At 43.5% G+C, this 24,131-nt stretch carries 20 protein-coding genes; 14 read left to right on the top strand and 6 right to left on the bottom strand.

Going from position 1 to position 24,131, the window contains the following annotated elements:
• The first annotated feature begins 104 nt into the window (after positions 1-104).
• The 11 genes from JMY02_RS02070 (at position 105) to purF (ending at position 11,448) form a co-directional block, all read left to right on the top strand.
• Positions 105-764, top strand: a complete 660-nt coding sequence (locus JMY02_RS02070) for an alpha/beta hydrolase (protein ID WP_201594696.1) — start codon at positions 105-107, stop codon at positions 762-764.
• A gap of 142 nt (positions 765-906) precedes the next feature.
• Positions 907-2,007 carry a cell division protein ZapE gene (gene zapE / locus JMY02_RS02065; RefSeq protein WP_201594694.1) on the top strand — a complete coding sequence of 367 codons (1,101 nt, stop codon included), beginning with the start codon at positions 907-909 and terminating at the stop codon, positions 2,005-2,007.
• A gap of 96 nt (positions 2,008-2,103) precedes the next feature.
• Positions 2,104-2,733, top strand: coding sequence for a nitroreductase family protein (locus JMY02_RS02060; protein ID WP_201594692.1), 630 nt, complete (start codon positions 2,104-2,106; stop codon positions 2,731-2,733).
• Positions 2,734-2,918: 185 nt separating this feature from the next.
• On the top strand, positions 2,919-4,214 hold the full coding sequence (locus JMY02_RS02055) for an NAD(P)H-dependent glycerol-3-phosphate dehydrogenase (protein ID WP_201594690.1): 1,296 nt from the start codon (positions 2,919-2,921) through the stop codon (positions 4,212-4,214).
• Positions 4,215-4,312: 98 nt separating this feature from the next.
• Positions 4,313-4,771 carry a SixA phosphatase family protein gene (locus tag JMY02_RS02050; protein ID WP_201594688.1) on the top strand — a complete coding sequence of 153 codons (459 nt, stop codon included), beginning with the start codon at positions 4,313-4,315 and terminating at the stop codon, positions 4,769-4,771.
• 182 nt (positions 4,772-4,953) lie between these two features.
• Positions 4,954-6,261, top strand: coding sequence for a type II secretion system protein GspL (gene gspL, locus JMY02_RS02045; protein ID WP_201594686.1), 1,308 nt, complete (start codon positions 4,954-4,956; stop codon positions 6,259-6,261).
• Positions 6,262-6,310: 49 nt separating this feature from the next.
• Positions 6,311-6,886 (top strand): type II secretion system protein GspM, encoded by a 576-nt coding sequence (gene gspM, locus JMY02_RS02040; protein WP_201594684.1) that lies wholly within the window; start codon positions 6,311-6,313, stop codon positions 6,884-6,886.
• A gap of 214 nt (positions 6,887-7,100) precedes the next feature.
• Positions 7,101-7,634, top strand: a complete 534-nt coding sequence (locus JMY02_RS02035; RefSeq protein ID WP_227678372.1) for a DUF4870 family protein — start codon at positions 7,101-7,103, stop codon at positions 7,632-7,634.
• A gap of 333 nt (positions 7,635-7,967) precedes the next feature.
• A complete protein-coding gene (locus JMY02_RS02030; protein ID WP_201594682.1) occupies positions 7,968-9,002 on the top strand; it encodes a quinone-dependent dihydroorotate dehydrogenase in 1,035 nt (344 codons plus the stop codon).
• A 148-nt stretch (positions 9,003-9,150) separates the two neighbouring features.
• Positions 9,151-9,648: a CvpA family protein gene (locus JMY02_RS02025; RefSeq protein ID WP_201594680.1), complete on the top strand. Its 498-nt coding sequence runs from the start codon at positions 9,151-9,153 to the stop codon at positions 9,646-9,648.
• Between the two features lie 264 nt (positions 9,649-9,912).
• Positions 9,913-11,448 carry an amidophosphoribosyltransferase gene (purF, locus tag JMY02_RS02020; protein ID WP_201594678.1) on the top strand — a complete coding sequence of 512 codons (1,536 nt, stop codon included), beginning with the start codon at positions 9,913-9,915 and terminating at the stop codon, positions 11,446-11,448.
• Positions 11,449-11,662: 214 nt separating this feature from the next.
• Here the strand turns inward: purF and JMY02_RS02015 are convergent, their stop codons facing one another.
• From JMY02_RS02015 to yajC, 6 genes are all read right to left on the bottom strand, one after another.
• Positions 11,663-12,025 (bottom strand): AzlD domain-containing protein, encoded by a 363-nt coding sequence (locus tag JMY02_RS02015; protein ID WP_201594676.1) that lies wholly within the window; start codon positions 12,023-12,025, stop codon positions 11,663-11,665.
• Entirely contained in the window at positions 12,015-12,746 is a 732-nt protein-coding gene (locus JMY02_RS02010) for an AzlC family ABC transporter permease (RefSeq protein ID WP_201594674.1), read from the bottom strand. Before JMY02_RS02010 ends, JMY02_RS02015 begins: the two co-directional genes overlap by 11 nt.
• Before the next feature lie 49 nt (positions 12,747-12,795).
• Positions 12,796-14,232 (bottom strand): MATE family efflux transporter, encoded by a 1,437-nt coding sequence (locus JMY02_RS02005; protein ID WP_201594672.1) that lies wholly within the window; start codon positions 14,230-14,232, stop codon positions 12,796-12,798.
• 250 nt (positions 14,233-14,482) lie between these two features.
• Positions 14,483-15,775 carry a protein translocase subunit SecF gene (gene secF, locus JMY02_RS02000; RefSeq protein WP_201594670.1) on the bottom strand — a complete coding sequence of 431 codons (1,293 nt, stop codon included), beginning with the start codon at positions 15,773-15,775 and terminating at the stop codon, positions 14,483-14,485.
• Positions 15,776-15,784: 9 nt separating this feature from the next.
• Entirely contained in the window at positions 15,785-17,662 is a 1,878-nt protein-coding gene (gene secD, locus JMY02_RS01995) for a protein translocase subunit SecD (RefSeq protein WP_201594874.1), read from the bottom strand.
• Positions 17,663-17,936: 274 nt separating this feature from the next.
• Positions 17,937-18,263 carry a preprotein translocase subunit YajC gene (yajC, locus tag JMY02_RS01990; protein WP_021814738.1) on the bottom strand — a complete coding sequence of 109 codons (327 nt, stop codon included), beginning with the start codon at positions 18,261-18,263 and terminating at the stop codon, positions 17,937-17,939.
• Between the two features lie 666 nt (positions 18,264-18,929).
• Here yajC and JMY02_RS01985 point away from each other — a divergent pair.
• The 3 genes from JMY02_RS01985 (at position 18,930) to JMY02_RS01975 (ending at position 24,079) form a co-directional block, all read left to right on the top strand.
• Positions 18,930-20,108 carry a hemolysin family protein gene (locus JMY02_RS01985; protein WP_406947714.1) on the top strand — a complete coding sequence of 393 codons (1,179 nt, stop codon included), beginning with the start codon at positions 18,930-18,932 and terminating at the stop codon, positions 20,106-20,108.
• 342 nt (positions 20,109-20,450) lie between these two features.
• Entirely contained in the window at positions 20,451-20,945 is a 495-nt protein-coding gene (locus tag JMY02_RS01980) for a nuclear transport factor 2 family protein (RefSeq protein WP_201594668.1), read from the top strand.
• Positions 20,946-21,097: 152 nt separating this feature from the next.
• Positions 21,098-24,079 (top strand): LysM peptidoglycan-binding domain-containing protein, encoded by a 2,982-nt coding sequence (locus JMY02_RS01975; RefSeq protein WP_201594666.1) that lies wholly within the window; start codon positions 21,098-21,100, stop codon positions 24,077-24,079.
• Positions 24,080-24,131 lie beyond the last annotated feature (52 nt).

Here is a 24,131-nt window from a genome sequence, read left to right as displayed (position 1 = left end):
GCGAAATTTTATACTGATTAGAGATATTGACACAGCAAATCACTTGAAATATAAACCATATCTAGGATAATTGACGTATTCATTCTCAATCAATAAGTAATTTTATGCAATTGATTCCTGCGCCTGCTGGCGTGCTCGAAGTTGACGCGCTATGGCAACAAGACAATCCTAACGATCCAAATACCGACACAGTGGCACTGCTTTGTCATCCCAATCCGCTGTTTGACGGTACGATGAACAATAAAGTGGTGACTACCATGTATCGTTTCGCTCGTGATAACGGTATGCATGTGGTACGTTTTAACTTTCGCGGTGTGGGTCAGTCAACGGGCGAACATGATTATGCTGAAGGTGAGGTCGTGGATGCAATGACCGTGTTACAATGGATTGCTGAGCAAACCACGGCACGCAAACTATGGCTTGGCGGTTTCTCATTTGGTGGTTATGTGACCGCGCGCGTTGCTGAACAAGTGCTGGAAGCCTCTCATGTGTGGGGATTGGGCGATTTTGAAATTGCTAAAATCGCCCTTATTGCGCCGTCTGTCGAAAAAAACGATGGCAGCGATTTAACCCTGCCAGCTGACAGAACTTTTGAGATTTATGGCAATGCGGATGAGGTTATTGATCCTGACAATATGCAGGCGTTCGCTGACAGATTAGGAATTGCCGTCAGCGTGGTAGATGGCGCTGGTCACTTTTTTCATGGACGCTTATCAGAGTTGAAAGGTTTATTGGAAAAACACAGCTTTGATAGCGAGCGGTAGGTTTACCTATTAGTAGTGTTATTGTTAGAGCATAGCACAGCAGTTTTATTCAATAATGGCTTTTAATAGCGTTGTATCGATGTCACAAAGCAGCGTTAACCAATTATTTTAATATCCATTTTATCTAACGACGAGTCTTATTATGAGTCTATCTCCATTGCAACGTTACGAGCAAGCCGTCAGTACAGACGATTTTACTCGAGATGAGCAGCAATTCAAGGCCATGAGTTATCTTGATGAGATTTATCATCAGCTCATCAACAGTGCGGAACAAAAAAAGGGCTTCTTTAGTTTTCTAAAGTCTAAACCTGCCGCACCGAAAGGCCTATATATGTGGGGCGGTGTCGGCCGTGGTAAAACATGGATGATGGATATGTTTTACGAGTCTTTGACTATTGATCGTAAGATGCGTCTGCATTTTCATCACTTCATGCAGCGTGTACATCAAGAGCTACATAAGCTACAAGGCGAGAGTGATCCTCTAGAGAAAGTCGCTGATATTATCTATGAAGAAGCCGTTATCATTTGTTTTGATGAGTTCTTTGTCTCTAATGTATCGGATGCCATGATTTTAGGCGATTTGTTTACCATGCTGTTCAATCGCGGTATTACGTTGGTTGCCACATCAAACATTGAACCGTCAGGACTTTATAAAGATGGTCTACATCGTAATCGCTTTTTGCCAGCGATTGCAGAAGTTGAGCGCCATACGGCGGTGATGAATATCGATTCTGGCATTGACTATCGTTTGCGGGTTTTGCAGCAAGCCGAATTGTATGAGTCGCCCATGACCAAAGCCAACCATCATTGGCTCGCCAACCGTTTTGCCAGCTTATCTAACAATCAAAAAATCAGTAATGAGCCTATTACTATTAATGGCCGTGAAGTCAAAATCAATGCTCGTACTGAAGATATCTTGTTCTGTGATTTTCGTCATTTATGCATGGAGCCACGCTCTGCCTCTGATTTTATTGAAATTGCCAAAAAATTCAACACAGTACTGGTCAATTCAGTGCCAGTATTAGATGATGATCTGCGTGATCCGACGCGTCGTTTTATTTACCTTGTTGATGAGTTTTATGATCGCCGTGTAAAGCTGCTAGTCCGAGCAGAGCAATCGATTTTGGATTTGTATCAAGGAGAAAAGTTGGCGTTTGAGATTGAGCGTACACGTTCGCGCTTGTTAGAGATGCAGTCAGAAGATTATTTGCGAATGGCGCATCGCGTTGAAGACGCGGCATAATGTCGCGTCTTCATGTTATTGAATATCAATCATAGTTCAAGTATAAAAGAACGCGTTTTTGAGTGAAAAACAGCAACAGATAATAATAAATAGGGAATGATAATGCTTTCATCTGATATAAACGATCAAGAGAAAAGTGACGAAAAAATAACTGCCAAAGCGCTGATTGAATGGATCAATTCAAGACGTAGTATGGGCAACTTGGATGCACCAGCGCCGACTCGTGCCCAAATCGAAGTGGCCATTGAGTGTGCAGCAACAGCACCCGATCACAAAAAACTGCGTCCATGGCGCTTTATAGTCACAGAAGGTGAGTCGCGTCATGAGTTGGGCCATGCTTTGGTTAAAGCCGCCCAAGAAAAAGCGACGCGAGAGGGCGAAGTATTGTCCGAAAAAGACATCAAAAAAACGCAAACCATGCCGTTACGTGCGCCCCTCATCATCACGGTTGTCACTAAGATACAAGTACACAAAAAAGTCCCGCCTTTTGAGCAAATGCTCAGCGCTGGTGCTGCTGTACAAAACCTAATTTTGGCGTTAAAAGCGCAAGGATTTAGTACGGTATGGCGGACGGGGCTGCTATGTAACGAACCTGCTGTAAAAGCGTATTTTGATGTCGGCCCAGATGATTATGTGACGGCTTTTGTTTATACTGGCACAGCTCCTAAAGATGAAGCCACACGCAAGCCAATGGATATCGAGCCGTTAGTACGATTTGAGTCATAGTATTGAAGAATTATAGTATTGATGATTCATAGTATATGTGATCGCTATCTATCGTTATCGTTAGGTCGACATAAAAAAGACTCAATTTATTTGCTCTCTACTATAGGTGAATATAAAAGCGAGTCTTAAAACTCAATGATGATACATATTATTAATAATAAGTCAGTCAACACGGATAAAAGAACATGACCAGCCCTAATAATAGTAATAAAGATATTGGTAACGACAATAGTGACGTGGACAATACTACGCCTGAGAAGCAAAACAGTCTGCTGGCAGGTATCATCGAACGTGCTAGCAAATCAGGTATCGGTCGCAAAAAACTCAATCCTAGCGCGGTAGAGTCAGCAGTGGCAAAAAACATGGCAGATATCCATAATAGCCCGACTAAGCTGCGTTTGGCATTTTTAGGGGGCGGTAGTTTTGGTACTGCTATGGCAAACTTGGCGGCACGTAATGGCTGTGACACTACGCTATGGGTACGGAACAAACGTGCGGTTAAGGCTATGGTGAAAACCCAAACCAACAAAAAATATCTGCCAAGTTATAAGCTAGATGATCGTTTGAAGTACAGTCATGATCTAGAAATGGCAGTGAAAGACAAAGACATTATTTTTATCGCGGTACCGGGTTTGGCTTTTCGTGAAACCTTAAAAAGTATCGCGCCTTTTATCAGTGGTCAGTCTATCGTGTCATTAACTAAAGGAATGGAAAAAGATACGTTTGCGTTGATGAGTGACATCATTAAAGAGGAATTGCCAGAAGTGAATTTTGGGGTGATGTCAGGGCCAAACCTTGCAATCGAAATTATGAAAAACATGCCATCGGCGACTGTTATCGCCAGTGATTCTGAGCCACTACGTCATGCAGTTCAAGCCGCGCTGCACAGTGCCTTTTTTCGCGTATTTGCGAGCGATGATGTTAAGGGCGTGGAGCTTGGCGGCGCGCTCAAAAATATTTACGCAATTGCGATGGGCATGGCCGCCGCCTATGATGTAGGCGAAAACACCAAAGCGATGATATTGACGCGTGCCTTGGCAGAGATGAGCCGTTTTGGGGTAGAAGCTGGTGCAAATCCGTTGACCTTTTTGGGGCTTTCTGGTGTCGGGGATTTATACGCAACCTGTAGCTCAGAATTGAGTCGTAACTATCGTATCGGCAACATGCTCGGCCGTGGTATGAATATCGATGCAGCAGTGAAAAAGCTTGGTCAAACGGCTGAAGGGGTCAATACCATTCAGCAAGTACACGAAAAAGCCACCAAAGATGGCATCTATATGCCCATTACTCACGCGCTTTATGCGGTCATTTACGAAGACAAAGCCGCACTAGGCGTTGCGTTACATCTGATGGAAGCTGGCTTTCGCAGTGACGTTGAGTTCGTAATGGCTCATGATCATAGTAATGCGACGCTGACTGCCCAGATGAAGTCATCAAACAGCCACACTGAAGATGAAAAAGACGATACAGACAGTAAATAACATGATGTCTATGACAGCAGCGCTAAGGCGATATATATAGTATTAACGAAATGAAGCGCTCCTAAAATAGTGCGCCAAAACATATGACAAGGAAGGTTATGAAAATTATACTAGTACGTCATGGTCAAGCAGAAGATGAGACGCGTCCAGATAGCGCGCGTCAATTGACAGACTTTGGACAACAGCAGGCGGCACAAACCGCAGAATATGTGACGACTCGCTACCATCCAGATCGTTTTGTTGTGAGTCCTTATGATCGGGCGCAGCAAACATTAGCAGAATTTCAATCGCGAGCGCCGCAAGTGCCCTCAACGGTACAGGACAATATCACGCCCTCTGACGATGCTCACAAGGCTCTAGTAGACATTGCTAAGATAGATGCAGAGTGTCTCGTGGTGGTGTGTCATATGTCTATCGTTGCCAATATTGCTGGGTTGCTAACGGGTGAGTATCCTGAGTCTTTCTCTTTAGCGGAAGCACGGGTATTCGAGATGGATTTTGTGATGAGCGGTATGGCCAGTGAGGTTGATCGTTTTGTTCCTGAACAGCCTTACTAATAGCAATGGCATTTCTATAATCAAGCTAATAAATACAGTTCTGCTAGGATAGGTTGTCGCAGCCTCTGTCTGCGCAGGCACAGCAATCAAAAAAATATTATCTTAGCAGAGCGTGACAATGATTGTACCTTTTTTATTTAGGATCAACCCTATAACTGCTTCAATGATTAAGGACACGCTTAGTGTTACATGTTTGGTTACGAGCGCAGCATAGCCCACTAGCTGTCTGGCATGAAGATGTACAACGATGGCAATCGGTCGATGGTTGGCAACAGCTGCAAGCTATCTATGGCAGTTATAAGACCAATGCACGCAAGACGTTGTGTCTATATTTTCCTTCAAGCCATGTATTACAAGTTGATACTGCACTGAATACAGCTCAGCTTAAGCAACTGGGCAATAGTGGCAAGCAGTATCTATTTGAAGAAACCTCGTTGACGCCAGTTGAGCAGCTGTCCATTCGCCAAGTTAATCATGCAGATAATCATCATCTGTATGCACTGGCGCAAAGCGATATCGAATCATGGCAGCAAAGCGCTACACTGGCTGGCATGAGTATAACGGCATTGCTTCCTGATTTTTTATTGCTGCCGATACCACTCGATCCTGCAAGCCAGCAAGTCACACTGTACCAAGATACCCAAACCATGCTACTGCGTCAGTCATTACATCATGGTATGGCTGTTAGCTATTTGCCGTTGGTTTTTGAGCGTTTTCCGCAGTTAAGTGAAGTCAACGTATTGCCACCGATTGACACGTCCGATCTCTCGTTCACTCAATCTGCTGGCCATACTTTAATGGATGCTATAGAGCATGATGATAGTATGGTTGTACAGGAGACCTCAGCCACAGCCGATATTTTAGCGCAAACAGAACGTCTTATCACTGAGCATCAGCTGCTATTCACCAATCTATCTGTGCCGCCAAAGCCTGTTGACAATCCTGAACGTCATGCGCTTAATTTCTTTATTAAATCTACAGATTCACAATTGTCTCCATATCTGCGGGTGGCAATAATGGTCGCCTTGTCAGCGTTGGTACTACAGATGGCAACGGATGGCGTGCAATGGTATCAGTACAAAGAAGCGACAGCGGCAACTAAGACAGAGATTGCTAGGCAGTATCAATCTTGGTTTGCGGATGAACCACTGAGCGCACGGACAAAATTGCAGGTACAGCTGCAACCCAAGCTGCGTAGTGACAGCCAAGCACCAGCTGCACATATGGCCGCCTTGGCGCGGATATCACCTTTAATCAAACAATCGTCGTTGCGTGCGCAGGCGCTCGTGATGCAGCCATCGACACTGAGCTTTACTTTGATTGCGCCTGACCGTGGTAGTTTGGATCAATTTACGAGTACACTCACTGCGCAGGGTTTAAATGCCAAGCTTGCGCAAGTAAACAGTAATGAGCAAGGGCAGTTTAGTGGTCAAGTGACGGTGGCTGTCGTAGAAAATAATGATACCCAAACAAATATGGCGGCATCATAAGTTATCGGTCATTTAAGTTATGGCAATAAAGGTGAGAAAAGGTCAGAAAATGAAACGATTAAAGCGCCGAGCAAAACGTACTGTCGTCCCCTCTGATAATAGCGTCGGTATGGGCAGTAATGTCTTATCAGAGCGCATGGACAGTTACCAAAACATTCTATCGTCACGCTGGCAAGCCCTGTCGCCACGCGATCAATTGGCATTAGCCATCCTGTCTGCATTTTTGCTCTTGTTTGTTGGGGGCTACGGTGGTTACAGTCTGCATCAAGCCGCAAATAGTAGCAAGAACGACTATCAGGAGCAGGTGGCTGATTATTTTTGGTTACGGGCACAAGCGGGTAATATCGATAGCAATGCGATGAATGCTGCCAGCACGGTGGATGGTGCCGCGGCAATGCCACCTGCCAATACGATTAGTACACTGTTGAACAATTCAGGTATTGCAAATGCCCAAGTGGTGGCGGCGGGTGATGCGGTGCAATTGAGCTTTAATCACGCCAGTCAAGCAGTGGTTAGTGCAGCACTTGGCAAGCTTGAACAACAAGGCTGGAAATTTACGCAGCTGTCTATGCAGCAAGACCTGACCAATAAATCTATTCAGGTGCAAGCAACCGTTACTTCATAGTCAAACGCATTTTAGTTGATAGAAAGTCACTTCTTGTACAGTCACTTCATAAATAATCGCTTTGTAAAAGTACGTTTTGTTAGAGTTAGACTAATTTAATAAGATTTATTTAAAACGCTTTCTAAATCATTAATTTGAATCCATTTTCATTGAAAAACCGCATGTCTGGCACAATCAAACAAGTATTAGTCACTATCAGACATGGATATTTACGATGAATCATTCTCCTGAGCACAAAGTTGATGAGCAAATACCTCGGCCGACTGAGACGGCTGACAGTTATCACCGTGATCCCGTTGGTACAATGTCTGATCATGAGATTGCCCAAAGAGGACAGCACAATATGATGAGTGATACGAAACGCCGTTCTTTGATCACCTACAATCATATCACCTACTTTTTGTATGTGATTAGCTATTTTACGGCTGGTCTGCTGTGGATCGTCCCGATTGTGATGAATTATGCGAAGCGCCGTGATGCCGATGGCTCATGGCTATCCACCCATTTCGATTGGCAGATCAAGACCTTTTGGTACAGTATCGTGTGGTTCTTTTTAGGTATTATCATTATCACCTTTGCGTTAGGTGGGTTTGGCGTAAGTATGTTGGCGGATAGCGGTAGCATCGCTCTTGGCTCAGTGCTATTGGCTGGATTCGGTCTTCTCATTATGACGTTTACCTTTATTTGGCATCTTTACCGCATTGTTCGTGGTTGGATAGCACTGACTGATGGTCGTCCTGTGCCTTAATTATGATCTAAAAACCTGTTGAGATTATGATTTATGGCAGTCATGCAATTCAGTTTATATCGTTGAAATACTTTAAAGTCGCTACAGTACTGCTGGTGTAAATTTTTGCAGCCTCTATCTGCGAAGGCAGAGCAAGCAAGAAAAATTTGTACCAGCAGTACGTGTTGTATCGATATTACTTTTCACTGACTATACATAATAATCGCTGTTTTACTGTAGAAATTTAGCGCATGAAACTTTGCTCTTATTTCTGTTAAGCTGATATAATCGCAGCGCTTGATGTCATTCGTACTTTTCATTCACTATTTCTTTCGAGCAGGGTCTGTCCTTTCTATGTCTTATGCCTTACTTCGCCCTTTTTTGTTTAATATGGATCCTGAACACGCCCACGAGATGACTTTGTCTTTATTGGATAAAGCTCATAAAGCGCGTGTTTTGGGTTTGGTATACGGTCAGTCGATGCAGCCAACAGACTGTATGGGATTACAGTTTGCTAATCCAGTCGGCTTAGCCGCAGGATTGGATAAAAATGGTGATTATATCGATGCGCTCGCTGAGCTGGGCTTTGGTTTCATAGAAGTGGGTACGGTTACCCCAAGGCCACAAATAGGCAATGAAAAGCCAAGGTTATTTAGAATCAAACAAGCGGATGCCATTATTAACCGTATGGGCTTTAATAACCAAGGTATTGACTATCTAATCGACAATGTCAAACGCTGCAAATACAAAGGCAATATCGGTATTAATATTGGCAAAAATGCCGACACACCTGTAAAGCAGGCCGCTGATGATTATGTCTATTGCCTAGAGCGTGCCTACCCACATGCTTCGTATATTACCGTCAATATCTCATCTCCGAATACCAAAAACTTACGTGATCTGCAAAGTGGGGAAGCACTCACTCAGCTTTTAGATACGATTAAAAATCGCCACAGTCAGTTGGCGACCGAATATGGTTTTTATGTACCATTGGTACTTAAAGTAGCGCCTGACTTAGAGCCGCTGCAAGTGGATTATATCTCACAGCAGCTACTAGATTTTGAGATTGATGGTTTGATTGCGACCAATACAACGTTGAGCCGTGTGGGTGTTGAAGATTTGCATGATGGCAACCAAACGGGTGGTCTATCAGGTCGTCCAGTGAGCCACATTAGCACTCAGATTTTACAACAATTCTCCGATCAGCTGGATGGTAAAGTAGCGTTGATAGGGGTAGGTGGTATTGATAGTGGCGCCAAGGCCGTTAAGAAGGTTGAAGCGGGGGCGGATATGGTGCAGCTCTATACTGGTCTTATCTATCGAGGGCCTGGGCTGGTACAGTCTTGTATTCAGGCAATCGGCGGTTATTACGATGCGATGGAACTCTAGCCAACCGATCAACTGCTGGTATCTCATTAAAACCGCTCGAGAGCAAGTAAGCAATGCTTGGTGATAAATGGAATCATTACAAACCAATCTTATTATAGAAACTTAAGTAAACATCCGATAAGAACGAATAGGGTATGAGGCATAAAACATGAGTGGTCTGGATATCGTGATTGCTATTGTTGTCTTGATTGGCTTATGGCGAGGCTTTCAATTAGGACTGGTTAAGACCGCAGTTGGCTTGGTCGGTTGGTTGATCGCATTGATCGCTGCCACTCGGCTAGCAGGCTCCGTATCGCCCCAATTATCAGGTATTGTACAAAATCCTGTTTTGCAAATGGCAATGGCATTTTTATTAGTGGTGATTGTTATATTGGCCCTCATGCATTTGGTTGCTTTTGTGTTTTCAGGGGTGCTCAAAACCCTTCGTTTGGGTATCGTGGACAAGATGGCAGGCGGCGTGTTAGGAGCTGCCAAAAACGTACTGATGGTATTGGTTGTCCTTAGTGTTAGTGCCCCGTTGTTGGTACAAATGCCGCAATGGCAAACTTCAGTGCTGGCACCTGAACTGATGCCTTATGCGCCAATGGGTAAAGAGCTGGTATCAGACGTCATGGGCATGGCTTGGGATCAAGTCAATCAATCATAAGCATTTACGCTTGCAATGTTAACGTGATGCTTTTTATCATTTTTGTTTTATTAGTATCAACTGTATCCTTGATAAAAATTTATGGGACAGCAGTTAGGGTTTATGAGTGACGATTGATAAATAATTAACAAATCAATTATTCGTTCATTTTCTAACCAACATCATCAGGTAGACGGTTGAATGTCAGCCAGTACTTCAAATGGTACTGTCAGAAGTTTTGCCGTTATTGTAGTACAAATATATGGGTCAAAATAGGATATAACTATGTGTGGAGTCATTGGGGTTGCAGCTCATGAGCCAGTCAATCAGATTCTTTATGACGGCTTAACGATGTTACAGCATCGTGGGCAGGATGCAGCGGGTATTGTCACTTTGCAAGATGGACGACTCTATTTACGTAAAGAAAATGGCATGGTACGTGACGTTTTCATGAATCGCCACATGATGAAATTGGTCGGTAAGTTCGGTATTGGGCATGTGCGTTATCCAACAGCTGGCACCTCTAGCAGTGCTGAAGCTCAGCCTTTTTATGTAAACTCGCCCTATGGTATTACGCTGGCGCACAATGGTAATTTAACCAACGCTGAGAGCTTAGCCAAGTCATTATACAGCGAAGATCGTCGCCATCTGAATACAGATTCAGACTCCGAAGTACTATTAAATGTACTTGCGCACGAAATGCAAAATTTGGACAAAACTCATCCAACGGCCGCTGATATTTTTCAAGCGGTAACGGCTGTTTATGGCCGCTGTGAAGGCGCTTATGGTGTGGTGGCTTTGATTACTGGTCATGGGCTACTTGCTTTTCGGGATCCAAACGGTATTCGTCCGCTTATTTTTGGTAAGCGTATGGCAGAAAATGGCGGCACCGAATATATGGTTGCCTCAGAGTCAGTGGCATTGACAGGATCAGGTTTTAGCATCATTCGTGATGTCAAACCAGGTGAAGCTATTTTTATTGACTTGGATCACAAGCTACACACGCATCAGTGCGTTGAGCCAAAAGAGTATACTCCTTGTATCTTTGAGTATGTCTACTTTGCCCGTCCAGATTCGATCATGGACAATATCTCAGTTTACAAATCACGCCTACGTATGGGTGAAAAACTGGCGGATAAAATTCTTGCAGAATGGGGCGAGGATCATGATATCGATGTGGTTATTCCTATTCCAGACACCTCGCGGACGTCAGCGATGGAGCTGGCACTGAAGATGAATGTCAAATACCGCGAAGGGTTTATGAAAAACCGCTATATCGGTCGTACGTTCATCATGCCCGGTCAGCAACAACGCAAAAAATCGGTTCGTCAAAAGCTTAGCGCCGTACCACTAGAGTTCAAAGGCAAAAACGTTTTGTTGGTTGATGATTCTATTGTTCGTGGTACGACTTGTCACGAAATTATCCAAATGGCGCGAGACGCTGGTGCGAACAAAGTGTTCTTTGCTAGTGCTTCGCCGCCAGTCAAATATCCCAATGTTTATGGCATTGATATGCCCGTACGTAGTGAGCTTATTGCCTCAGGACATACAGTTGAAGAAGTACGTGACATTATCGGTGCTGATCGGTTGATTTTTCAAGATTTGGATGACTTAATTGAAGCGGTAAAAGACACCAAGCATAGTAAAGTTGAAGGTTTCGATTGTGCGGTATTCAATGGTTGTTATATCACGGGTCAAATCAATGAAGCGTACCTTGAGCATTTGCAAGAGCAACGTAATGACACTGCCAAGACTGGTAAAAAAGGCGTGCAGATCGTTGCTGATACGCCAGTCGATATGACGGGTGTTGAAGAGATGTAAAAAGTAGAAGATTAAAAATAGCTCAGAAAGTAAAAAAGGCTGGATTCTTGCGAGAGTTCAGCCTTTTTTTATGCTCAAAGTATAATAATGTTTTTTGAGCTATTAGCGTATTTCGTCATTATTTTTAGCGAATATTATTCACTATAGTTGAAGTGTTTTAAAGTCGCACCAGCAGTACGCGTTGTATCGATATTACTTTTCACTGACTATAGCACTATTGGCCTAGGAAATTTGTAAACACCCACAATAAACCATTAATTGCCGCAATACCCACAATCATACTTATCAAGAGCTGACGGCTGATATGATAAATGAATAATACCAAGAGCAGCGCGCCAATTTGTGCCATCAATAAATGCAACTCGGCGCTATCAATACCAGTAGTTACTGACAGGTTCTGATAAGAAAGGCTGGTCAAAATAAGCAGTACCATGACCGATAGCGGTAAGCTCTCGTTCAATCGATGGAGCCAAGGCGTATCCAAAAGCTTTTTGGGTATTAACGCGGGAAGGGCACGAGTGACAAAAGTAACCGCGGCCATCGCAAAGGTTGCAAAAATAAGATAACTACTGCTCATGGTTCCCTCCTGTCAGACTGCGTTGTGTCCAAATACCCCGTGCTAAAATCAGCAGCATACAAATGGTAATGGCCACTAACAATAACCAATTGCTCGTAAATAAAGAGGCTGCGGCTAAAGAGGTCACAGCAATGCCGATTGGAAAATAACGTTTGATGCTTTGAAATTGTTCATACGCTAAAATTGCAAACAGACAGACCAAAGCAAAGTCCAAATGGGGTATCAAATCGCTAAGCGCGCTACCAATCATCACACCAATCGCGCTTGCCAGCACCCACCAGCTTTGATTAAACAAGCTTATAGGCAGTATCAAGGCTTGTCGTGACTCGTTAGGTAAACTGGTCATGACCGAAAAGGTCTCGTCAGTAAGCGCAAATAAGCAATAGGTTTTGGCAAGTTTGTGTTCTGGTAGATATTGCAGTAATGGCATACCATAAAATACATGGCGTAAATTAATAGCAGCAATATTGGTCGCGATATTGCCAATCGGTAAGCCAGCGCTCAGCATCGGCAAACAAGCATATTGCGCCGCGCCAGCATACAGTACGATACTGAGCATCATTATTGCCCACATAGGAATACCAGCAACTTGTGCAAGTACACCGAAAGCAATGCCTGCAGGTAAGTATCCCATTGCTACTGGTAGGCTTTTTTTGAAGCCTTCAGCCCAAGCATAATTGATTTTAAGCGATTGGTTTAATTCATTTGAATGAGTCGTCACATGACATCCTAAATTTTCTTATTATAGTCAGTTCAACATAAAAGATGGTCTAAACATCGGGTTGTAATTTTTCATAGCTCCCTGTTTGCTGGGTGCGGTATAAAAAACCCCCTAAAATAATAAATCTCAAAAGCAATAAACACCATACGCTTAGCCAAATCCCCGTCATACCCCATTGCTGATAGAACATCCAGCTCACTGGAAAAAAGATAGCGGCTAATACTAAGGCAGCATTGCGAATGACACTGCCTGCCGTTAAACCAAAAAATATACCGTCTAACCAATAAGCACCGACTCCGATGAGCGGCAGTAATACTGCATAAAGGTGATAGTCATAAGCCAGCGCAAAGACGGGTTCGATATTGGTCATAAAGTGCAAATATGTTGGCATCACAAGCCACCATATGGCACTTAATGTTATGGCAAGCCCATAACTGACGACACCTGTCCGTTTTACGATAACACGAAAGCGTGACCAATCACGTCGCCCCGCAGCTTGACCGCTCAACGTTTCAGCAGAGACTGCTACACCATCAAGCGCAAAGGCTGAAATACTTAATACTTGAAGTAAAATAGCATTGGCCGCCAGTATTATATCTCCACTTTGGGCAGAAAGGCGTGTGATCCAAGCAAAGCTCAACGTCAGAATAAGCGTGCGAATAAAAATATCTTTATTGAGCGAAAATAGCCTAAGTATTTTTTCTTTAGTAAAATGCTGTCGATCGGCTTTAAATAGCGCTGCCCAAGATATTTTAAGATGTCGACGACTTAACCATAGCGCCAACAATACGCCTAACCAAAACGCAATGGTCGTGCCGAGCGCCACCCCAACCAAACCCATTTGCATCGTAAACACAAAAAATAAGGTCAGTATAATATTAAGTATGGCAATAAAACCTTGTTGGTAGAGCATATAACGCGTCTTGCCTTGACCAGCAAACCAGCCAATAAATGCAAAATTCATCAGCTCAGCGATGACTCCCCAAAAGCGTACATCTAAATAGGTTTTTGCGGCACGACCACTATCAGGATTGGCTGATAGAGCCTGCAAACCAAAGTCAATCAGCCACGGTTTTGCCAATAGCAGAATGGCTCCGATCATAAATGCTAATAGTAAAGCACGCTGTAAGATAGACAATAGCGGTGATGGCGTTAGATTTAAAGGTTTTGCCGCATTATTTACCGAATTGTTTATAGTGCTATCAGTATGATTCTCTGCCTGTCCAAGTGCTTGAGCCGACAGTCCGGACGAAGCGTATTGTAAAAAGTTAAAACTGACAAGCAGCAAAGACAACAATTGTATTGCCAAACCCATGCCAGCAAGTTTGGCCGCATCGTTCATATTGCCCACAATTGCTGTATCGATAACGCTCTGTAGTGGCATCGCAAGATTTGCCAATAATACTGGCAAAGCGATCGCAATAATACGCGTGTAACGAGTATCGATGGGCGGCATCATGCTAGATGATGGTGTAGTCATGGGCATTTTTGGCTCGTTTATACTTAAACCATGAAAAGAGTGCTGTTCGTTAATCGACACCACGAGGCTAGTCAGTTTAACAAGTTGAGTAGTGAGGATAAAACAGCTACAAAGACAAAAGCACCTATACTCATTATTAATGAGTCAGGTGCCTTTTGTTTCAGATGCCTTTATTTAAAAATTGTTACCGTTCAAGCCAACAACAGGTCATAAACTTGCCTAGTTAAACACTGTCTTAACTAGTGATAATTAAGCGTTATTTAATATTGTCTTGTTCAAACATTTTTGGATCATTAAAAGTAACGATTTCTTCTTCAAATTCTGGTTTTACTTTTACCACAAAGTCATCGCGCGATAAACCCATACGTAATGGGATGGAACTTGCAATATAAGTAGATGAGTAAGTACCAGCCAGCAAACCAATAAAGAGCGCCACTGAGAACCAATATAGTCCATCACCACCCAAGAATAGCATGGCAAGTACCACCAGTAAAACCGTTGAAATAGTCATAATAGTACGGCGTAAGGTTTCGGTTAAAGACAAATCAATCGTTTGGCGTGGTGTTATACCACGGACACGACGGAAGTTTTCTCGAATACGATCATAAACAACGATAGTATCGTTTAATGAGTAACCAATCAACGCCAAAATAGCCGCTAAGACAGTTAAATCGAAGGGGAAACCAAATAAGGCAAAGACCCCGATGGTGACAATAGCATCATGGAATAGTGATAATACCGCGCCAAGGGATAATTTAAATTGGAAACGTAACGCGACATAGCCAAGCATACATACCAATGCCAATACTAACGACATGACGGAATTGAGATAAACCTCATTACCGACTTGGCTACCGATAATATTAACATTGCTGATGTTAGCCGTATTATTGGGCAAAGCCAACGCTTGAGTCAGGCTGGCACTAAGTCCATCGACATTATCAGACTGGGGCGGCAAACGTACCAGTAGCTCTTCTCGGGTACCAAGATACTGTACCACCGCATCATCAAAGCCATTATCAGCGAGTGCTTGTACAACTTCAACTTGCTCGACAGGCTGCTCATAACGCACATCTGCAGAAACACCGCCAGTAAAATCAAGCCCTAAATTTAGACCGTTCACTGCGATAGCAATGATGCTACCAATGACCATGAATAAAGATAAAAGTGCCATTGGCTTTTCTATCTTCATAAACGGAATAATACGTTGGTTGCCAACCGCTTTGATACCACCTTCAGCTTGTGCTGCTGCGTCATCAGCGGCATCGCCCAACGCTAAATCAGGGTCAATAGCAGTGGTCGCACTACGCGTTTGAGTAGCCAATGCTTGACTGTCTTGTCCGCTGCCTTTACCACCACGACGAGTTTTGTTTTTACTTGATGCTGTAGTCGTGGGATTATTGGTTTGGGTATTGCTGCCTTTACCATCACGGCGTGGTTTTTTGCGGCGGCGTGTGCTTGCATTAGCTGCATCACTGTTTGTGCCCCCTGAGCCATTTCGATCTGGGGTATTCTGCTGTTCTAAAGGATTATTCTTATCGATCGCCATAATATTCTCCTAACCGATGCTCAGACGTTTGATAGATTTACGCTTACCATAAGCAATTTGTACCAGCGCGCGTGTTACCAAAATGGCGGTAAATAGCGAACTGACAATACCAATAGCTAGCGTAATCGCAAAGCCTTTAATCGGACCGGTCCCAATCGCAAATAGGATAAATGCGACCAATAAGGTTGTAATGTTGGCATCGAAAATACTGCTAAAAGCTCGATCAAAACCTGCCACAATGGCGGACTTTGGCCGTACCCCGTTAGCAATCTCCTCACGTATTCGCTCAAAAATCAGCACGTTGGCATCGACTGCCATACCGATGGTTAAGACGATACCAGCAATACCGGGTAGGGTAAGTGATGAGCCTAAGATTGACATAATAGCAATGATAATAATAACGTTTACTGCTAGCGCCACGTTAGCGATGACGCCAAATAGACGATAGAAGATAATCATAAATGCAAAGACTAGTAAGTAACCGACTTGAGTAGAAAATAAGCCTTTATCAATATTTTCTTGACCTAATGATGGGCCAATGGTGCGTTCTTCTACAAAATACATCGGTGCCGCAAGCGCGCCTGAACGTAGTAAAAGGGCAAGCTCAGCTGCTTCAGCGCTACTATCGAGACCAGTAATACGGAAAGACGAGCCAAGTACCGCTTGGATGTTGGCACGGTTGATAACTTTGATTTCAGCATAAGGCGTTCTTACTTCGACAGTCTCACCCGTCGCAGGGTCTTCTTCATAAGTAATCCTTTGCTTGTTTTCGATGAACAATACAGCCATCTGTTTACCAACAGCTGTACGGGTAGCATTTTGCATCAGCTTACCACCAGCACTGTCTAGTGTAATACTGACTTCAGGAGAGCCGCTTTCATCAATGCCAGTTTGCGCATTGGTCACTTTATCACCCGTAACGATCGCTTGGCGCTCTAACAATACTGGTGGGCCATCGAGTGTTTCGAATGGAAAAGCTTCAGTACCGGCTGGCGGTATGCCACCCATATAGTTTTCGCTGTCTTCAGCAACCATGCGGAACTCAAGGTTTGCCGTACGTCCAAGAACACGTTTTGCTTCGGCTGTATCTTGTACACCAGGCAGCTCGACCACAATACGACTGGCACCCTGTGATTGTACTAAGGCTTCAGTCACACCAAGCTCTGCAATACGGTTACGTAGGGTCGTTAAGTTCTGATTGACCGCATAGCTATTAATCTCGTCGAGCGTGGCATCGTTGTACGCTAAAATTAATGCTGGACCCTGATTATCAATAGAAGATTGTAAACTAAACGTGTTACCCATTGAGCCTTGTAGGATGTTTTGTGCACGGTTACGCGCATCTGTATCAGCAAAATGTAAGACCACGCTTCGATCTTCGGTCTTAATACCCTTAATCGCAATGCGCTCAGCACGTAGGTCACGACGCATATCACGACTGGCACTGGTCAAACGCTGCTCAAGAGCCTTGTCCATATCGACTTCTAGCACAAAACGCACACCACCACGTAAATCAAGACCCAGTTTCATCGGTTTTGCACCGATATCACGTAGCCACTGCGGTGTTGTTTGCGCCAAGTTAAGCGCAACCACATAGTTTTCGCCCAAATTCTGACGCAACACTTCTTGAGCTTTTAGCTGGTCGACTGGATTGTTAAGGCGTACCAATGCACTGTTGCCCTCAAACGTCCCATCATGATTTTCAAGACCCGCTTCTTCAAGTAAGCTTTGCGACTGGGTCAGGATATCTTCAGACAGCTGTGTACCTGCTGCTGCGCTTGTAATCTGCACGGCAGGTTCGTCAGGGTAAAGGTTAGGGGCGGCATACAGACCGGCAATGATTAGCACGACGGCAATGAGTAAGTATTTCCAAGCGGGATATTGCATAATCACTTCTTTAAGTTGATAAACGACTGGCGACGTAAGCCACAAGTTAGCAGATGGGAAGTTAGCGATAGTAATGGTCAAGTGCTATATTTGGCACTCGTTGTTAGTCACCATTGCGATCATCCGCGGTGATAGTAAAGCGTAAAACAGTAGAGCAGGTAATACAGAACTATATTAGTGAAAAATGACCGCAAATAATGTACGGTCATTTTTATTCATCACGCTTACTCATGATACAACTAATGGATGGTCATCAGTAAGGCGCTATTACTGCTTAAACGCTTTCGATCGTGCCAGCAGGCAATACTGAAATAACAGAGGCACGTTGTACTTTTACATCAGTATTATTATTTAAGCTTACAACAGCATAATCGCCTTCCAAGTCTTTGATGCGACCCATTAAGCCACCAGCAAAAATAATTTCACTACCAACCGTTAATGAATTAACCATTGCACGGTGTTCTTTGGTACGTTTAGACTGCGGACGAATCACCAAAAAGTAAAAAATCGCAAAAAAAGCGACGGGCAATAAGATTTGACCGAACAGTGATGCTGCACCGGCAGTTTCAGCAGCATGAGCAGCTTGGATAAATAACAACATAGTTTCTCTCAACAAGTTATAGATAAAAATAAATTTAGACGCATAGTAGCAAAAAATCCCAGACTTGGTAACTGTTAATCATAGGCTGAGTATGTTTTTCTTGAAGCTATCAGATGCAAGTAGCCAGTAATTGTCGTGATAATCATTTTTACCAAATCATTTTTACCAAATTACATAAGTAAGGCCAAAGTGCTCAGAGTATAGCATTCTTAACTATATAATGAATGTTAGGCAATGGTGGTGTCATAAAGCGTCTCAAAAAATAAAGCCTTAAAAATAGTGACTTATTGTGAAATAGTATTATCAATGCTACTATCAAAAGTAGTAATTATTTGCATCCATTATGCTGTTCTTTGGGATACAATTAAAATTTAATATGAGTTATTAGTTCAATTTAAAGTGGACTATTTATCATGACTTTGCGGGCTTTTTGACTTAATTTGGCATCTGCCTTTGTTATCTCATGTTGCTTGCTCATTATATTACTATCTCTTTCACTTTTCTCTGTTTAGGTTACCCAACTTGTTCACCACTTTTATGTTTGCACCTCGTTTACGTCGTTCACGCGCTTGTAAAGAAGCGTCTGCCAAACCTCCTCCGACGACACGTGATTTTAAGCCTCTTAGTCTTACTAAGTCAGTCTCTAGGCTGTCGGCACTACTAGCAATGCTGATGTTATTATTGCCTCATTCCGCTTTGGCAGCGGGGGGCGTAGCAACAGAAAGTCTAGTCGCAGAGCCGACTGCTATGAGTGTGTTGTTGTTGATATTTTTTGTGGTTATTGCCATCGGTATCTCATTTGTCTGCTCTTTATCAGAAGCTGCATTGCTGAGCATGACACCTTCTTATATTGCGGATGTTCAAGAACGCAATCCAAAAAAAGCAAATATGCTAAGACGCTTAAAGGTCGATAATATCGATCAGTCGTTGGCTGCTATTTTGACCTTGAATACGGTGGCTCATACGTTAGGTTCTATCGGCGCGGGTGCTCAGGCTACGATTGTGTTTGGTAGTGCTTGGTTTGGGCTATTTTCTGCATTGATGACCTTGGCCATTTTATTTTTATCTGAAATTATTCCAAAGACACTGGGAACGGTATATTGGCGGCAGTTAAGTGGTATGATCGCTTACTTTGTGCGCGGTATTATCTTGCTGCTTTATCCGCTTATTTGGATTTCGGAGCGATTAACAAAACTGCTTGTACGTGGCAAAGAACCACAAGCATTTAGCCGTCGTGAGTTTGCTGCGCTTGCCAGTATCGGTGAAGAGTCAGGACAAATTGATCCGCTAGAGTCGCGCATTATTCGTAACTTATTGGCATTTGGTGCTATCAAGGTCGAAGATATTATGACCCCGCGTTCTGTGATGCTAGCATTTGAAGAGAATAAGACCGTTGCTGAACTGCTGGTTGATCGGCCAAAACTCACATTTTCACGATTGCCAATTTATGATGGTGACCTAGATAATATTACGGGTTTTGTATTAAAAACAGATATGTTATTGGCAAAAGTCAATCATGCGATGCATAAGCCGTTGACTCAGTTTAAAAGAGACATTACGTTTGTATTCTCCAAAATGAAACTGTTTGATTTATTAGAGCTCATGCTAAAAAACCGTATTCATATTGCAATTACGGTTGGTGAGTACGGCGAAGTCAAAGGTTTGGTTACTTTAGAAGATGTGTTTGAGACCTTATTGGGTCTTGAAATTGTGGATGAAATAGATCGGGTCGAAGACATGCAAGCATTGGCTCGGCAAATGATGGACAGACGAGTAGAGCGTTTGGGCATGAAGCTTAGTGACGATGAACAATATGAAGACAACGGTGCAGAAACCAAGTTTTAAGATAGAGTGTTAAATAGATCTTCACCTTGGCGAGAAAAATGCGAGGTCATCGTTATTTCAAAATCAGCGGTCTCATATGCTGGGTAATTTGGTATTCGCAATAATTACACAGGGTGTCACATAGCTGTGAGAATTAAATGATAGTCTCACACTATGATACAAATGTGCTGTTAGTTATAAGTATTAAAATATATCGGCTAAGAATACAGCCATCAAAATGAAAGACATAGAGTAAACGCCTCGGATCAGTTTATAACCAAATCGCTGTCTTTTATTAAGTGATAGAAAAACGTTAATCATCACTGTATGCCAACAACGAAAACAGTACCGCTAAGGATTATCATGAAACAATTATTGGGAAAGAGGCTTTTGGCGCTATTGATTAAAGGTGCTGGTGTGGCAGCTATTGTTGCAGTAGTAAGTGCTGTGAGTGTCAATGCGCAAGCGGCAACCATGACAGAGTCGTTGGTGCAAAATTATGTAGCAGCAATGAAGTCATCAGCGAATAGTCGAGATGTCAATCAAGTTGCTCGTCTTGTATCCGACGATGCATTGATTTCTTTATCTCGAAAAGGTAAGTCTACTAGCTTAGATAAAGACGCTTACCTACGATTGCTGCAAAGCAGTTGGAGTGATACTTCTAATTATCGCTATGATATTGCTGTAGACAACATCGTGATTACAGGCTCGCAAGCCAAGGCCAATGTCACAACCAATGAAAGCTGGATAAAAGATGGCAAACAAGTCTCGTTTGTTACAAGCTCAAGAGTGACCTTGACGGTGGCGACGGGTAATGCGGTGCTACTGCGTGCAGTATCGCAAGTAACCATTAATTAAATAGCTAGTAATTAAATAACTGGTAGTTAACGAAACATTATTTATTTTATAGTGGGTTGACTATATTAGCGTGATCTTTACTTTACATTGGGTACTGTGCTATCAAACAACTTTCTCTTATTATTTCTTGTCGTTAGGAAACTTTTAATATCATGTCTACTGTACTATCAAACTCTCGCTCATTTATTGCGTTGCCATTGACGCTTGCGGTATCCACTTTACTTATCAGCGCTTGTAGTAATACGTCAACGGTAAAACAAGGTGCGACCAATAGCACGTCTGTCGTTACCAAACGTCCTGCTACGCAAGTGCCTACATCAAGTAGTACTGATTATTCAACCGCCTATTTGGATGCGGAGAGTTTGGATGAGTTGGCCGATTTGCTAGAAGCCACTGACATGACTATGGTAGAAGGCAATAAACTTGCCATTCAGCAATACGGTGATTTATGGAATCGTCTACGTGCTGGTTATCGTATGAATGGTGGTCAGCCAATTTATAATCAGCGTATTGAGGGACAAAAGAGTTGGTTTACCAGTCGCCAAGATTATCTAAACCGTCTGACTGCGCGTGCCAGTCGCTATATTTACCATACGGTACGAGAGGCTGAACGCCGTAATATTCCAACCGAGTTGGCTTTATTACCAGTGATCGAGAGCTCCTACGATCCAAGTGGTACCAGTAGTGCAGCCGCAGCAGGTTTGTGGCAGTTTATTCCAAGTACGGGGCGTATTTATGGTTTGAATCAAAGCAGCACCTATGATGGTCGCCGTGATGTCATCGAATCGACGCGTGCCGCTTATGACTTTTTGACCGCACTACACAACCAGTTTGGTAGTTGGGAGTTGGCATTAGCCGCTTATAACGCAGGTCCTGGTCGTGTACAAAGGGCAATTGATGCCAATGCCGCGCGTGGATTGCCCACTGACTATTGGTCACTTCAACTGCCTACTGAAACCATGAATTATGTGCCACGCTTTTTGGCAGTAGCCGAAATCGTTGCAAAGCCTGAACAGTATGGTGTTTATCTACCTGCTATTGCTAACCGTCAGCATTTCCGTAGTGTGCCAGTCAATTATGGCGTCAGTTTGGCTGAAGTGTCACAGCTGACAGGAGTGAATTATGATGAGCTACAGCGCTTGAATACAGCATTGACTTCAGGGCGTGTTGATTCTTCAGGCCCGCAGCGTATCATCATTCCTAATGATGTAAGCCTGAATACCGATGTTAAATTAAGCTCGTTGAGAGGGAATGGTACGGGTAATGTATTGGCAGCAGCCAATAACACAAGTACCACGACCACAACCACACCAGATTATAATAGTAAACCATATACGTCTTCATCATTGCCCTCTACTGGTAGTGCCTTGGCTGATTATGCAGCCAGTGCCAGTGTACCCCAGCAAACGACAAGCTACATCTCACCATCTGCTCAGCCAACCAGCAGCTCTGTTTATAGCGGTAGTGCGTCAGTTCGTACTGAGCCACCATTAACCACCGCCGAAACAAACAAGATCAATACTGAGCTCAAAAACAGCAACAGTCTACCGACGACCTCTGCTCAAATTACACGGAACAACACGATTGTCCAAGAACCACCGCTAAGCAAAGAAGAGCGTGACTTTATTGCCAATCAAATTCGAAGCAATACGCCTGAGACCAACGTCATCAATGCTGATGGTAATATCAATCTATCGGCAGTACAGACACAGCAGTCTATTCTAGAAGCCAGTGGTGGAGAGAAAAAACTTAGCTTTGCGCAGACTTCGGTAAGTAAACCAAAACCCCAAGGCGCGCGTACCACCTATACCGTCAAGCGTGGTGATACGTTGTCTAATATTGCTACTCGCGCTGGTGTGAACTGGCGTGACATCGCAGAGTGGAACCAAATAGACGCCAGCGCTAAGCTGTTGTCTGGTAGCACCTTGTATTTGTACAATGCTAAAACCATCCAGCCGTTAAGTGAGGCTAGCAATACCGCAGCCAGTCAGCCTGACAGCTATGTGGTACAAAGTGGCGATACCTTGATCGGTACGGCCAATCGCTTTGGCTTATCAGTCACACAGCTGGCCAGCTATAATAACCTTAGCAGCCGTGCTGACCTACTTAGAGGTCAAAAGCTATGGTTGATACCGGGTAAAGTAACCGCGCCAGCGACGACACCTGCTGCACCTGCAGTCACACCAAAACAATCAAATACGGCGACCAAAAACTATCGAGTAAAAGCGGGTGATGGTTTGATTGCCTTAGCACGTCAGTTCAATATCCCAACTAATACTTTGGCTACGCTTAATGGTATAAGTTCAACAGACTCGCTATACGTTGGACAAACCCTAAAAGTACCCGCTAGTGTTGACTTTAATTCAGCTGTTACAAGCTCTAGTAGCGCAAACAGCTCAAGTTCTGTAGCTACCACTAATTATAAAGTCAAATCAGGCGACACTTTGATCGGCATTGCTAATAGCGTAGGGGTCAGTCCAGCGGATATTGCAGCGGTCAACAGTAATTTTAATGCCAATGCACGCTTGCAACGTGGACAAACCATCAAAGTGCCAGTGTCTAAAGAATTGGTAGATCGTCAGTTAAATGACAAACAAGTCAGTTATAGAGTGAAATCAGGGGATACTTTGACAGGGGTGGCGCAACGCTACAATATTGGGATAAGTGATTTAGCCGCCGCCAACAATCTAAAAACCAACGCTAACCTCATATTGGGTCGTACGATTACTATTCCAGCCAGCGGTAGTGTCACAACTGCTAGCGCTTCTAATAGCACTAAGCAAAGTAGTAGCAGTTCGGCTAGCACTGCAAGCAGTAGTGGCAAAAAATTGGGCAACACTGAGAGCTATACCGTCAAGTCAGGTGATGGTTTGATTGCTCTAGCACGTCAATTTGGTGTGTCAGTAGAGGATTTGGCAGCGACCAATGACTTGGCAACCAATGCTCAGCTGCAGCGAGGCCAAACCCTTAAAGTGCCAAAGGTCACGGTAAGCTATACCGTCGGATCAGGTGATAGCTTAATTGGCTTAGCCCGTAAATATGGTATATCTACGCAAGAGTTGGCTGAGATGAACAATATCGCCGCGAATACTATGTTACAGCGTGGTCAGCGTCTGACAGTACCCAATCGCTAATGCACGGTTAAAATAAACATTAGCTTATCGAATGTAAATTTTACCGCATAAA

The sequence above is a fragment of the Psychrobacter vallis genome, assembly GCF_904846715.1.
GTDB classification, from domain to species: domain Bacteria; phylum Pseudomonadota; class Gammaproteobacteria; order Pseudomonadales; family Moraxellaceae; genus Psychrobacter; species Psychrobacter vallis.
The sequence above is the reverse complement of the archived record's forward strand: the minus strand, read 5'-3'. Positions and strand labels throughout refer to the sequence as shown.

Bases quoted from the DNA above. Each gene is read 5' to 3' on its own strand.
- JMY02_RS02030 (WP_201594682.1), top strand. From the start codon at position 7,968: ATGTCTTATGCCTTACTTCGCCCTTTTTTGTTTAATATGGATCCTGAA.
- JMY02_RS02050 (WP_201594688.1), top strand. From the start codon at position 4,313: ATGAAAATTATACTAGTACGTCATGGTCAAGCAGAAGATGAGACGCGT.
- gspM (WP_201594684.1), top strand. From the start codon at position 6,311: ATGAAACGATTAAAGCGCCGAGCAAAACGTACTGTCGTCCCCTCTGAT.
- secD (WP_201594874.1), bottom strand. From the start codon at position 17,662: ATGCAATATCCCGCTTGGAAATACTTACTCATTGCCGTCGTGCTAATC.
- purF (WP_201594678.1), top strand. From the start codon at position 9,913: ATGTGTGGAGTCATTGGGGTTGCAGCTCATGAGCCAGTCAATCAGATT.
- JMY02_RS02070 (WP_201594696.1), top strand. From the start codon at position 105: ATGCAATTGATTCCTGCGCCTGCTGGCGTGCTCGAAGTTGACGCGCTA.
- JMY02_RS01980 (WP_201594668.1), top strand. From the start codon at position 20,451: ATGAAACAATTATTGGGAAAGAGGCTTTTGGCGCTATTGATTAAAGGT.
- JMY02_RS02015 (WP_201594676.1), bottom strand. From the start codon at position 12,025: ATGAGCAGTAGTTATCTTATTTTTGCAACCTTTGCGATGGCCGCGGTT.
- zapE (WP_201594694.1), top strand. From the start codon at position 907: ATGAGTCTATCTCCATTGCAACGTTACGAGCAAGCCGTCAGTACAGAC.
- JMY02_RS01985 (WP_406947714.1), top strand. From the start codon at position 18,930: ATGCTGATGTTATTATTGCCTCATTCCGCTTTGGCAGCGGGGGGCGTA.
- JMY02_RS02060 (WP_201594692.1), top strand. From the start codon at position 2,104: ATGATAATGCTTTCATCTGATATAAACGATCAAGAGAAAAGTGACGAA.
- yajC (WP_021814738.1), bottom strand. From the start codon at position 18,263: ATGTTGTTATTTATCCAAGCTGCTCATGCTGCTGAAACTGCCGGTGCA.
- JMY02_RS02055 (WP_201594690.1), top strand. From the start codon at position 2,919: ATGACCAGCCCTAATAATAGTAATAAAGATATTGGTAACGACAATAGT.
- JMY02_RS02005 (WP_201594672.1), bottom strand. From the start codon at position 14,232: ATGCCCATGACTACACCATCATCTAGCATGATGCCGCCCATCGATACT.
- JMY02_RS02025 (WP_201594680.1), top strand. From the start codon at position 9,151: ATGAGTGGTCTGGATATCGTGATTGCTATTGTTGTCTTGATTGGCTTA.
- JMY02_RS02035 (WP_227678372.1), top strand. From the start codon at position 7,101: ATGAATCATTCTCCTGAGCACAAAGTTGATGAGCAAATACCTCGGCCG.
- JMY02_RS01975 (WP_201594666.1), top strand. From the start codon at position 21,098: ATGTCTACTGTACTATCAAACTCTCGCTCATTTATTGCGTTGCCATTG.
- secF (WP_201594670.1), bottom strand. From the start codon at position 15,775: ATGGCGATCGATAAGAATAATCCTTTAGAACAGCAGAATACCCCAGAT.